Consider the following 11,718-nt stretch of genomic DNA (forward strand, 5'->3'; position numbering starts at 1 on the left):
GTTAGTGGACGTCTCGGTCCAACTCTCGCAACAGTCGATGCAAGAAGTCGCTGGCGTGGTTATATTGTGCGTCGCCGTCCAAGATCTGATGAGCGAGCGGTGACATTATTTTGCCAACAGCCTCAGGGTCAATCAGCTCGGTCCGTGATGACCACAAGTCTAACAGACGATCGGGGATGTGGTCGCTCGATCCAAATAGTTTGAGGAGCCGGCCTTCGGCGACGCCGTTATGATCATGGTGGGCTTTGGCCGCATAGAACGCGAACAACCCACGAAAGGCGTCACGGGAAACGGAAGGCTTAGCCATCGCAATGTCCCCCAAAGAATTTTATGAATCTTCGAAATCTGGAGCTGTGCGGAACCCATTCCTTCAAAATACTGCGCGAAGATTCTACAGCAGACCGGGAAAAAGTGGCAAGCCCTTTATTGATGTTAGATGTGGCCGACTGCGTAAGCCTTTTTTTGGCATCGCAATCCGCCTTGTTCATTTTTCATAATGTTGGCGCGTCAAAGCGCGTCCATCCCCCCGCGAGTGCCTAACGGCCACACGCTATGCGAATCTCGCCAGCAAGCGTTGCAATGTCAGAATCCGAACCGACCAGAGGTTCGGATTGCTCTCTAGTTCGTCCGTTGCTGAGCACCGAACCATATTGGCGATCAGTCCGGCGCAAATGCCGGCCTTTTCGTTGAGCTCATCCCTTGGACAACGCGCGTCGGCCGCCGAACCATGCTAGCGATCTGGATTGCACGACGCACTGGCTACGCGGCTCACTTCTCGAACACGCTATCATTTCCCTTGAGGGCCGCGTTCGTCTCCCGGTCAGGAACCTGCTCCGGGCGATAGCGCACCTCGCGCGGACGCGGCGGCGGCCGCTCGGAAGGATTGCGAGCGATCTTAGCCTGAAGCTCGGTGAGTTCGGTGAACACGTCTGCTTGGCGTCTTAGCTCGTCCGCGATCATAGGCGGATGGCTGGCGATCGTGGAGATCACGGTGACACGGACGCCGCGCCGTTGCACGGCCTCCACCAGGGAGCGGAAGTCACCATCACCGGAGAACAGCACCATCTGGTCTATGTGCTCAGCGAGCCTCATCGCGTCGATAGCGAGTTCAATGCTCATGTTGCCCTTGACCTTACGACGGCCGGAGGCGTCGATGAATTCCTTGCTCACCTTGGTGACGACGGTGTAGCCGTTATAGTCCAGCCAGTCGATCAGAGGGCGCATCGACGAGGATTCCTGATCCTCGATGGTCGCTGTGTAATAAAACGCCCGCAGAAGTGTGCCGCGACTCTGAAATTCGCTGAGTAGGCGCTTGTAATCGATATCGAAGCCGAGCGCCCTCGTTGAGGCATAGAGATTGGCCCCGTCGATGAAGAGCGCAATCTTATCGGAAGATGACATGACCGGCGATCTCTGGAGCGCGAAGTACCACGCTGCGGGTTCAGCATCTGAACCCGTCAATGAGGCGACACCCAAAGCCTTTCATCGAAGCTTGACCTTATAACGGTATACCGTGGTCCTTTAACCTTCAAACAGTTTTGCGGCTGCCAATGGTTAATTCGTAACCTCCCTGCCCAGGACAGATTGGGTCAGCACTATCGCTTATTCACCGATGCCCCGCACTTTCTGCAGTGCAATCGTGAGCACGCCCGGTTTAGATGGCGTGCACAACCGCAGGCTATTCCTAGAGGGGGAGTGCCATGATAGATATGGAAACTTCCTCTGAAGCGCGCCATTGTAGCGCTCGTCGACCTTGATGCTAATCAGACTGACGACGCGATCTATCCGTTCAACGTCGCCGATGCGGATGGCAAACGGGTCCTAGCGGAAAGCTCACGCTTACCAGCCGCCCGAAGGCGTTCAGCCAATTGTTGCCATTTGGCGCATTGCGAAGTGCTCCTGCTCTTTGGGCGGTGGTCGCGGCCCCGCAAAATCTGTAGCTTCTCACCGTGGCTACTCACCCGAATCTTAGGCTGCCTGCCGAAAAATTGCAGGCTAACCAACCCTCTTCGCCGTTCCCGTTTGGGGGAGTGGATAAGTAACGCCGCTAAGTCTGCTTTGCACCAAGACCGTTAACAACGGCCACTTCGGCCTTTTGACCCAGAGCCGAAATAGAGCCGTTTCACTTACATAAGTGGATTGCGAGGCGAAGCCTGCGAGCTAGAGCGGCCCCAAAGCTTGTCATGGGGTTGACAGAAAAGAAAAAGCCGCCCATAGGCGGCTAGTTCAGACCTTCTTCTGCTACTTCTTGACGGCATCAGCGGCGTCCCGCGCTGCGTCCTTCACGTCTCCCGCAGCGTTATGGGCGGAGCCCTTTGCCTTATCCATCTTGCCTTCGGCTTGCAGGTCCTTGTCTCCGGTGAGCTTGCCAGCACCCTGTTTGATCGCGCCTTTTGCCTTGTCGGCGGCGCCCTTCACATGTTCACGGTCCATGATCGCTATCCTTTCTTGTCTGAGGAGCACAACGAAACCGTTGCGCGGTCGTTCCTGCAAGACGCGAAACGCTGTTGCACTAAGACTTGGCTGTAGCGTCGGACGAGGGACACAGATTGCGATCTGCCCTGCTAGTGTTTGCGTGTGTCAACGCAGCAGTCACAAGTTTTCATCAGTTTGGCGGAAATGTTCGGGGCTGCGCACGTTGATCAAGCGGCGGGGCTAGATGGAGAAACAGCCATGCGATACCTATCTGCAGCATTGCTTGTCGCACTTCCAGTGATGTCGATACCTGCTGCCGCCCAGCAACAAACGGAGCCCACGTCTCAATCCGGTGTTGCTCAAAATGTGCAAACCGAAGCTGATAAGGGCATCAAAACCCGCAACTCCGGCGAATCCGGGTATGTCGGCAAGCAGGACCGGCCTGGCGCAGCTTCTCATGCGCCGGGAGAGACAACCAACACAGTCGGGGCGACAAGCGGTAGCGGTGCGCCCGGCGCTGAATCAAACATCAATAGTTCGCAGGCCGACTACAACGCTTCTTTGAAAGACGGCTCAGCGCCGAAGAAATAGCTTTTGAGGACGCCCTTTAATTTTGAGGACGCCTCAAGAAGAGATCGCGCACGATCTGTTAGCGTCATAAGGACTGAAACCCGCGAGAACACGAGGCAAGTTTCCTTGGTTGCGGGCGTTTGCCGCTTTAGGAGATGTCGGCTGTTGCTGGCCACCCTCGAGGAACCTCAGCGGCGACCTTGCCGCACCGCAGCCAAGCTGCGCTGCCTCGCTGACCTTCTTGCCCGTGTGACAGACCACGACGATGGCCCTCCAATCGGGCACTTCGAGATGCGACCGGCCAGGACGCGACTCTTGGATTTGCCGCGAATAAAAGCTCAGATGGCGGCGCGGTTAACCCGCGCGCACGGATGGACTCCAAGATGTCGGGCCTCGGTCACCTTGGACGATCGAATGGAACGAACTCGATCACGACGCTGCGGCTGGCGCCGCCTCCGGAGAGAGAATGGCCACTTGATGCGGCCAAGCGACCTCACGTAGACTGCCTCCGCGGGATCAAGCAGACTCCCGGCGAGACTTCGGTCCAAGCTCTGCGCAGCACGCAACACGTGGAGCTTGCGCATGGTTACCGAACGAGACCCCTCTCCCCGACGCACCGTCGCCATCCTCTCGAGAGGAGATGCCGTCGCGCGTCGAGAAGCCACCCCAAAAAACGGCCGCTTCGTCGACGTTTTCGAAGCGCTCGCCGCCGTCGGCGTCGACGGGCACCCCGCTATCTACGACGAAAGCTTCGCCGATCAGGTCCGCGAACAACTGCTCGCAGTGGACGGCGTGCTCGTCTGGGTCAACCCGATCCAGGATGGCCGAAACCGCGCTGCCCTCGACGCCCTGCTGCGCGATGTCGGCGCGCAGGGCGTGTGGGTGAGCGCTCATCCGGACGTCATCCTCAAGATGGGCACGAAGGAGGTCCTCTATCGCACCCGCTCGATGGGCTGGGGATCGGACACGGCGCTCTATCAAACCGCCGAGGCGATGCGCGCCGAGTTGCCGGCGCGGCTCGGCGCCGGTCCGCGCGTGATCAAACGCAGCCGGGGCAACGGCGGCCAAGGTGTCTGGAAGGTCGAGAACCTGCCGACCTCCTCCATGATCAGGGTGCTGGATGCGACCAAGTACGCGCCCGAAGAACTCACGCTCGACGATTTTCTCCGTCGCTGCGCCGAGTATTTCGAGAACGGCAGTGTGATCGACCAGGCGTTCCAGCCTCGCCTGACCGAGGGCGTGGTGCGCTGCTACATGGCGGGCGATCGCTGCGCCGGCTTCGGCCATCACAAGGTCAAGGCGTTGGTCGACTCGCCAGCGGCGCGGTCCGAGGCGGGACCTCGGCTGTACACGTCGAACGCGGACCCTCGCTTCCAGCGACTGCGCCGGTTGATGGAGGACGAGTGGACGTCCCAGCTAACCTCGCTGCTGGACATCGCTCGAAGTGACCTGCCTGCGATCTGGGACGCCGACTTCATGCTCGGCCCCGTCCAGGCCGACGGGAGCGAGAGCTACGTGCTCGGCGAGATCAACGTCAGCTCGGTGCATCCCTACCCGGACCAGGCGCCGGCGGAGATCGCCAGGCGGGTTGCCGACCGGCTGCAGCTTAAGCTCTGACGCATGCTGACGGTCAGAGGACTCAGGCGCCTGCACCTCTCCGTATCATTCGACCTGCAGGACGGCGAATGCGTCGCCCTGCAGGGGCCTTCCGGAGTCGGGAAGACCTTGCTGCTCCGCTCCATCGCGGATCTCGATCCCAACGAAGGAACGGTCAAGCTGGACGGCACCCTCAGAGAGGCGATGCCTGCCCCGGCCTGGCGAACGCGGGTGACCTACCTCGCCGCCGAGCCGGGCTGGTGGTCCGACACCGTGCAAGAGCACTTCACGGCCTGGGATGATGCCCTGCCGCTGGTCGCGCGCCTGGGGCTGCCGGACGGCTGCGGACCGTGGTCGATCCAAAGACTTTCGACAGGCGAGAGATTGCGCTTGGGACTTGTGCGGGCGCTCATGCTGCGATCGCGGGTACTTCTGCTGGACGAGCCGACCTCGGCCCTCGACCCGGCAGCCGCTGCAGCCGTGGAAGGTGTGATTGCCGAACGCGTCTCGGATGGAACGAGTGTCCTCTGGACTACCCACGACGGCGCCCAAGCGCGCCGCGTCGGTGCTAGGATTTTTGTGATGAGACCCGACGGCAGGATCGAGGAAAACCGGCCGTGACCTACATCCAGCTTTCGTACAGCGACCTGGTCCTACCCGCGCTTCTTGTCGTCGTGGACGGCGTCTTTTCGCTTATTCTCCGCCTTAAGCTTGAGAGGCAACTAGCTATTGCGACCATGCGCATGGTGCTCCAGCTCGTCCTCGTCGGATACGTGCTGACGTTCCTGTTTGCCGCGGTGTCTCCGCTCTGGACCGCTCTCGCCGCCCTGATCATGGTCATCTTCGCCTCGCGGGAGATCGTCGCGCGGCAGAAGCGGCGCCTTCAGGGCGTCTGGAAGTACGGCCTGGGCGTGGGATGCACGCTGCTCGCCGCGGGTACGGTCACGATGTTCGCACTCCTGACGGAGCTACGACCCGATCCTTGGTATCACCCGCGCTACGCGCTGCCTTTGCTGGGCATGATGCTGGGCAACACCATGACCGGAATTAGCCTCGGCCTGGACGTGCTGACGAATAGCCTGATGCGCGAACGAGCCGGCGTGGAAGCTTGCCTTGCGCTGGGCGGCACCCGACATCAGGCACTGCTGCCTGTCATACGCGACGCCTTGAGAAGCGGCTTCATGCCGATCATGAACAGCATGGCGGCGATCGGGCTCGTTTCCTTGCCGGGGATGATGACCGGCCAGATTCTCGCGGGCGTCGAGCCGGTCGATGCAGTGAAATATCAACTGCTGATTATGTTCTTGATCGCCGGCGGGACCGGGCTAGGGACGCTGGCGGCTGTCCTGGGTGGCGCACGCCTCCTGACTGACCATCGGCATCGACTACGTCTCGATCGCATAGACGCCGGGAAGTCCGCATAGAACGGGCATGGCGGTGGGCAGCCTTCAATCGTCCCGAAATCGGCCGAGATTGACCTCCCGAGTCGCGGGCCAGGTGGTACACAGCGGTGGTCACAAATTCCGACCTGGCTTTCCAGGAATCCTTGTTTTTCGGCGGTATGCGCGCATGCGGCGCTGTGAGCAAGAGAGTCCCACTCTCTCCGCCACCTCCGATTTCAGCGTAGCGCTCGCCGGATGACGCTTCCCGAAATGACGCGCTACCTCCGTCAGAAGCGGCGCTCGCTCGCCCGGGCCGCTTGACCTAAATTTGGTACCTTCTTCGCTGCATCCGCGTCGCAGGAACTTACCGCGAGATTGTGCGGCGTCTCTCGGGCGCCACTCAGGCTACTAACAGCGACAAGCTATGGTCGCTTCAGTGCAACGTTGCCTCCACGGGACCAGCCAACCCGCCGCATCCCCTCGCGGATGGAGCGCAAGACAAGCGCGAGAGTTTCAGTCTCGGTCAGCACTTCCACTTCGCCATTCGAATGAATACGAAAGCCAACGCGCGGCTCGCTATCAGGCCATGTCGGAGATGTCATTTTCTTCGTTGTCATCATGATCGCCTTTATGGGTTTCGTCGATCTTGCTCACAAAGCCCGCAGCCGTCATGCGCGCAGCATTCCAGGCAGGATCAGCAATTTCTTCGAGGGCCGCCCGAACAGCATCGTCCACGACCTGAAAGCATTGCTCCTGCCGACGCATGGCGAGCAAATAGGCTGTTTCGCCAGGTAAATTGAGTAGTCGATTGCGCATGACGACGAGAGTTTCCTCCAGACAACGGCAGACGGATTCAAGCTCCACAAGTTGGCCTGCCTCGAAAGCATCCGGGCGCTCCTCGCGGCGGCGTTTCGCAGCAACAAGGCGCGTACGCTCCTCAGTTAGATTATTGCCCGCCGCGCCTCCTCGACCCGCCGCGACCGAACGCAGGTGCGCCAAAACCTCGCGACGCACTTGGTCGAGATCGTACTTGCCGGATGTCTGACGCGTGATCACGCCTTCGGCAAGATATTGATCGAACTGCGACCGCGAGCAACAGATGTGAGCCGCCGCTTGGGCGATTGTCGCCAATTCCTTATGACTCCTGTTTTTGTACTATATGGTACAAATATATTGCGCACAGGTGCGACGGGCATGTGTCTCGGTCTGGGAAGCACCCGTTAACGTTGTATACTTCCAATCATCTCCCAATCTCTACTTCGGAGGATCCGGATAGCGATGGTTGACTTCCCAGCGGCGGCGGCGATACGCAGTTATCCCCGCTCAGACGGCTGTAGCGCTTCGAGACCAACCAGAACCATCGGATGCCCCTGCCCGATCGCCGCCACCGGCGCCCTCTGCAGGACTGTCCACGGACTCGAAAAATGCCAGGGTCCCCAGCGCCGCCTCGATCCGCGTCCGCGCGCCTGGCACCGCATCAGCAGACAGCAGTACTCGCCGCTCGCGTTGCCCGCGCCCGCTAACCTTGAAGCGGCACAAGATCGAGGTGAGCCCAAAAGCGTTATAAGAATATTTATCTATAGAATCATTCGGCTCACCTCGGGCGGAGGCGAGCCCAACCACGCTATAAGACGCGGCGGCGAACATCGCCGGAACCCGGCCGTCGCGGCGATACCTGTAGTCGGCGGCCTTCCGGTCCTTGAACAGATCAGGATACAGCCGCGCCGCATCCGCGGGCCATTCCGGGACCAGCCCGCGCGCCATCATCGCGTCGATTTCATTGGGCTCGACGTCCGCGACGTGCACCAGAGCGTCAATGGGCAAGGGGACCGTCAGGTCGTCGAGGATCACAAGTGCCTCGACCGGGTTCTGCGCCGTCCGGTTCACCGCCCGCGAGCGACCGAGTGCCTGCAAGACCCCGCTTTCGGCGATGGCCCGGGAAAACAGATTGGCATCGGCGTTGTCGTACCCATTACAGCGCAGCAACCGCTCGGTGCCGTCCATGAACCGGATCGGCCGCTGCTGCGTCACCCGCTTGCCCACCGTGACTGCCTTGCCAATCAGTGCCGATCCCGAGATCTCGATCGCCGACGGGCTTGGCATTGGCCGATCGACGGTGATCAGCAACCTCCACATTGCCATACCCATCCAGCCCCTCGATGGCGCCAAAATGGCGTTGTCGAGATCAATGGCAGTTCGCATACCGCCGACCGCCTGGCGCGCGCGGTGTTCCTGCATGCACTGGGCGGCGGCCGTCGATGCACGGTGCACCTTCGCCTTCGGTTTTCACGGTGGGTGTCCTGGGCTAAAATGCCGTCAAAATGAGCAACCCCCCTTTAGGAATTTGATCCCATGGCATACGGACGACCCCGTGCGGTCGCGGGGGGCCGCCGGGGCTAGATTTTTGCTCCCCCCGTCATCAGTCAATGAACAGCGGGCGGCTTTTCGGCTTGGACGCGATCAGCAGGTCGCCGCAGCATGTCCGCTGCTCCAGGGCGGCCGACGGCGTATCAGTTGGCCAACCGAATTCTGCGCTTCGGCGGCGTTCATCACCCAAGATCCGATCAATCGACAATCGGGCCGCTGGTCATTTCGATCAAAACATGCACCAGGTCATTCGTCCTTATCTCCACACTCTCCGGTTCCTGAATCAGGCAGGCGTCGCCATAAACGCTGGCGGCTCATGAAGATTTCCTGCCCTCATTCGCCACGGCCTAACCTCCTTTTCTGGCGCTGATCGAGATCGAAGATTGCTGCCCGGCATCCCCCAGACTAAATCAAGCAGTCCAGGCTGCGCTGGCTCCTCGCCCATCACCCACTTCGAACGCCGCAAGTTCGCCGAGCGACGCCTCAACCCGCGACCGCGCATCGCTGATGCCGGCGGCGTCAACCATCGCAATCCGAGATTTCTGCCCCGGACCTTTGGTTGATAGCGGATCAGAGGAGTGTGACTTTCCCTTATAATTCTATATTTATAAGAGCCTGTCACACTCCTCGGGCCAGCGGCGGCGCCGCCGGCGTGCCGAGATGGGAGGCGATCGCCTCGATGCAACGAGCGTGCTCTGCCCGTCTTGCCGCAAAATCCGACGGGTCGGGATCCGACTTGAGCCTATATCCGGCAGCGGAAAGCCTGCAGACGGCCTCGATCTCCGACGCAGTCAATTGCGTGTTCTCGGACTTAAGGCCGATCAGCCCAGCGATATCACGGACGAGACGCAGTGCCTCGTCGCGCAGCAGGACGGCAGCTGCGCGGCTCTTCGTATCGTCTATCAGAAGCTCGAACATCAGGGCGACATCCATGATGGTGCCCAGTGCCCCTGGCAGCCGGCACCGGTGCCGACCGAGCGGAACAACGAGGGATGGGAAGCGTGGCTCTGCAGCACCAGGCATCCAGACCACGAAGGACGCCATCAGCACGGATGGAGCGAAGCTTGTCGGAGACCCCAGTTTTACCGAGGCGCATCCGCTTCCATAGGGGTAGCATCGCGAAGAGAAGCCGCCGCATCATTTCGCTCCAAATCAAATCGCTCCGGACGGTGAGCACGTCATCGTCGGCGATTTGCAGCGATCGGGTAATCTCGAGATATGCCGCTTGGTATTGTTCGAGCAGCGGTGCGAGCTGGAGCGCCATGGCGCTTGCTGAGCGACGGCTCGGCGCCGTTGAGCGCTAAGCCTTTCTCGTATTCACGGCGCATGCGGTCGAGCTTCGTCGAGCGGAGGCTGTACCGATCACGAAATTTGCCGGTTTCGCGCCTCGCTCGAGGCTTCACCGAAGGGCATTGCGGATCGTCTGCATGCTCCAGCGCGGGTGACCATGCTTGGTGTAGCCTTCGGGCGGCAGGTGCCGCAGCGCGCGCACCAGCGTCGCCCTGTCCCTTTCAAGGAGATCGGCCGCGCGGTTGATAGAAAATAGATTATTCATCCCTTTCCCGCCTGCTGCGGGGGTCTCATGGAATTTTGTGCTGTTGTTGTAGCCTCTTGTAAAATTTTATCCCTAGGACAGCCGGGCGCGCTAGCGCAACCCGCGTCGTTCCCCGGTCCGGGAAGGACCCGAACCGGGGACCAGCTCTTGCTTAATCGCGGCCCATCGGCTGCATGCGCCACCCTCCTCAAAAATCCCTGAAACCTGCGCGGAGCAGCGCAAGCCGGGTACATCTCGCTGCTTCAGCTTCTGCTTGAGACAGCGTGTGCAGCAGGCGGTCCCGCCGGGCGACGTCGTCGTGCGCGTTGATTGCCGCGGCCTTCAACGCGGCGCGCTGCACCTGCTCAAACGTTACGGAGTCTGGAACGGTCATCTGATAGGTCTGATCGGCGAGCACGAAGAAGCCGAGCTGGATCATGACGGCAAATTCAAAGGGGTAGAACTCGCCCCGGACATTGCTGGGTTGATCGGACTCGAAAAGAGAGTCCACCTGCTTCCGTGCGCCCAGAGCCTCAAGTGCGACGCATTCGAGGCTGGGATAATCGTACCAACACAGGGCCGACTCAGAATTCTCAAAAGGAGGATGGCCCGACATCTGAGACCAGAAGCTCTGCGCTTCCGCCACCTTCAAAAGCCAAGAGCCGACGAAGCGGCAATCGCAGTCGTTTTGCATTTTGATCGGAATATGCGGGTCTTTGTTGCTCAATGCAGTCATTAATTCTCTCGCTATCGGACCCCTTTGATCCCGCGATGATGTGTCCCATCATCATCCGGGCGTGGCGGGAAATCCGCCGCAGTTGGGTTATCTATGAGAGGGCAACGTGTAGACCATCCATCAGGCAGCCACGTGCGCTGCCGTGAACGTAGGCGATCCATGGAGCTTCCTGCTGGCCAACGCATCCGCCACGACCTGCTCTCGTCTTGAGGTGTTGACCCAGCTCGAAAATTGCTGCCCGGCAGACCCCAGACCAAGCTGAGGTGCCACGGCTCTGATTGCTCCTCGCCCATCACCACTTCGAACGCCGCAAGTTCGCCGAGCGACGCCTCAACCCGCGCCCGCGCGTCGCTGATGCTGGCGGCGTCAATCAACGCAATGCGCGACTTCTGCCCCGGGCCTTTGGGTTGATAGCGGATCAGAGGAGTGTGACTTTCCCTTATATATCTATATTTATAAGGGCCTGTCACACTCCTCGGCCGCGAGGCGGTGCCGTCGTCTTTATCAGAGGCGGTCACACTCCTCCTGCGATTGCGCTCCACGTCGAGGCCATCGCGGCTGTACGCCTTCCGCGCCGCCTGCGATGTCGCCCAGAGATCGGGATAGAGCTTCGCAGCATCGGCCGAGAACGCCGGAACAATGCCGCGCTCGATCATGTCATCGATCTTGTTCGGCTCCAGATCGGCGAACTCGGCCACGGCATCCAGCGCCAACGGCACCACCGTGTCGCTCAGGATCATCCAGATCTCGACCGGGTTCGCGGCTGACCGATTGACGCCGCGGGCTCGGCCGACGGCCTGTACGATCGCCGCCTCCGTCACGGCTTGTCTGATCAGCTCAGCCTCGGGCTGCTCGAACACCCGGGCGGTCAGTGTCACTTCACTGCCGTTCTTCAGGCCAACGGCCCGCTCCTGCTCGATCATCGACTGCGGCCGCCCGCCAGGGCGCTTCGGCGGCAGCAAGCGCAGCGATATTGGCTTGCCCGTCAAAGCGGCCGCCATGTGTTCGATCGCTTCCGGGGCCGGCAGCGGTCTGCCGATCATGATGAGACATTCGACATCGCGCCACCGGTCGATGCCTTCTACCGCGTTGAAATGCGCAGTTTCCATGTTGGGCAC

General features: G+C 60.6%; 11 protein-coding genes and 1 pseudogene. 4 read left to right on the plus strand and 8 right to left on the minus strand.

The genetic code is table 11. The features are described 5' to 3' along the window. Positions 1–768 precede the first annotated feature (768 nt). Together GA0061098_RS42805 and GA0061098_RS42810 are read right to left on the minus strand one after the other, a co-directional pair. Positions 769–1,401, minus strand: coding sequence for a LabA-like NYN domain-containing protein (locus GA0061098_RS42805; protein WP_091968054.1), 633 nt, complete (start codon positions 1,399–1,401; stop codon positions 769–771). Positions 1,402–2,241: 840 nt separating this feature from the next. After that, a complete protein-coding gene (locus tag GA0061098_RS42810; RefSeq protein ID WP_091968057.1) occupies positions 2,242–2,433 on the minus strand; it encodes a CsbD family protein in 192 nt (63 codons plus the stop codon). A 144-nt stretch (positions 2,434–2,577) separates the two neighbouring features. Between GA0061098_RS42810 and GA0061098_RS44580 the strand changes: the two genes are divergently transcribed. The 4 genes from GA0061098_RS44580 to GA0061098_RS42825 all read left to right on the plus strand — a co-directional run bounded on the left by GA0061098_RS44580 (position 2,578) and on the right by GA0061098_RS42825 (position 6,005). Then, a complete protein-coding gene (locus GA0061098_RS44580; protein ID WP_165637980.1) occupies positions 2,578–3,006 on the plus strand; it encodes a hypothetical protein in 429 nt (142 codons plus the stop codon). Positions 3,007–3,567: 561 nt separating this feature from the next. Next, on the plus strand, positions 3,568–4,602 hold the full coding sequence (locus GA0061098_RS42815; RefSeq protein WP_091968060.1) for a Cj0069 family protein: 1,035 nt from the start codon (positions 3,568–3,570) through the stop codon (positions 4,600–4,602). Positions 4,603–4,605: 3 nt separating this feature from the next. Further along, positions 4,606–5,202: an ABC transporter ATP-binding protein gene (locus GA0061098_RS42820; RefSeq protein ID WP_091968063.1), complete on the plus strand. Its 597-nt coding sequence runs from the start codon at positions 4,606–4,608 to the stop codon at positions 5,200–5,202. Continuing rightward, complete coding sequence (locus GA0061098_RS42825) at positions 5,199–6,005, plus strand: ABC transporter permease (protein ID WP_091968065.1); 807 nt, start codon at positions 5,199–5,201, stop codon at positions 6,003–6,005. The genes GA0061098_RS42820 and GA0061098_RS42825 overlap by 4 nt, the downstream gene beginning before the upstream one ends. Positions 6,006–6,542: 537 nt before the next feature. Here GA0061098_RS42825 and GA0061098_RS42830 read toward each other — a convergent pair. The 6 genes and pseudogenes from GA0061098_RS42830 to GA0061098_RS45545 all read right to left on the minus strand — a co-directional run. Beyond that, a complete protein-coding gene (locus tag GA0061098_RS42830) occupies positions 6,543–7,094 on the minus strand; it encodes a hypothetical protein (RefSeq protein ID WP_165637981.1) in 552 nt (183 codons plus the stop codon). Between the two features lie 192 nt (positions 7,095–7,286). Next, a complete protein-coding gene (locus GA0061098_RS42835; RefSeq protein ID WP_091968068.1) occupies positions 7,287–8,201 on the minus strand; it encodes a hypothetical protein in 915 nt (304 codons plus the stop codon). Positions 8,202–8,948: 747 nt separating this feature from the next. Beyond that, positions 8,949–9,263, minus strand: a complete 315-nt coding sequence (locus GA0061098_RS42840) for a hypothetical protein (RefSeq protein ID WP_129591126.1) — start codon at positions 9,261–9,263, stop codon at positions 8,949–8,951. 466 nt (positions 9,264–9,729) lie between these two features. Next, positions 9,730–9,885, minus strand: a complete 156-nt coding sequence (locus GA0061098_RS45540) for a hypothetical protein (protein WP_165637982.1) — start codon at positions 9,883–9,885, stop codon at positions 9,730–9,732. Positions 9,886–10,072: 187 nt separating this feature from the next. Continuing rightward, a complete protein-coding gene (locus GA0061098_RS42845; RefSeq protein WP_091968073.1) occupies positions 10,073–10,600 on the minus strand; it encodes a hypothetical protein in 528 nt (175 codons plus the stop codon). An 11-nt stretch (positions 10,601–10,611) separates the two neighbouring features. Next, positions 10,612–11,718 (minus strand): annotated as a pseudogene (locus GA0061098_RS45545) (hypothetical protein); the annotation flags it as partial.

This window comes from Bradyrhizobium shewense (assembly GCF_900094605.1).
In the GTDB taxonomy this organism is placed as follows: domain Bacteria; phylum Pseudomonadota; class Alphaproteobacteria; order Rhizobiales; family Xanthobacteraceae; genus Bradyrhizobium; species Bradyrhizobium shewense.

Excerpts from the sequence above, each read along its gene's own strand:
- GA0061098_RS42805 (WP_091968054.1), bottom strand. The coding sequence starts at position 1,401 with ATGTCATCTTCCGATAAGATTGCGCTCTTCATCGACGGGGCCAATCTC.
- GA0061098_RS42810 (WP_091968057.1), bottom strand. The coding sequence starts at position 2,433 with ATGGACCGTGAACATGTGAAGGGCGCCGCCGACAAGGCAAAAGGCGCG.
- GA0061098_RS42815 (WP_091968060.1), top strand. The coding sequence starts at position 3,568 with ATGGTTACCGAACGAGACCCCTCTCCCCGACGCACCGTCGCCATCCTC.
- GA0061098_RS42820 (WP_091968063.1), top strand. The coding sequence starts at position 4,606 with ATGCTGACGGTCAGAGGACTCAGGCGCCTGCACCTCTCCGTATCATTC.
- GA0061098_RS42835 (WP_091968068.1), bottom strand. The coding sequence starts at position 8,201 with ATGCAGGAACACCGCGCGCGCCAGGCGGTCGGCGGTATGCGAACTGCC.
- GA0061098_RS42840 (WP_129591126.1), bottom strand. The coding sequence starts at position 9,263 with ATGGATGTCGCCCTGATGTTCGAGCTTCTGATAGACGATACGAAGAGC.
- GA0061098_RS45540 (WP_165637982.1), bottom strand. The coding sequence starts at position 9,885 with ATGAATAATCTATTTTCTATCAACCGCGCGGCCGATCTCCTTGAAAGG.
- GA0061098_RS42845 (WP_091968073.1), bottom strand. The coding sequence starts at position 10,600 with ATGACTGCATTGAGCAACAAAGACCCGCATATTCCGATCAAAATGCAA.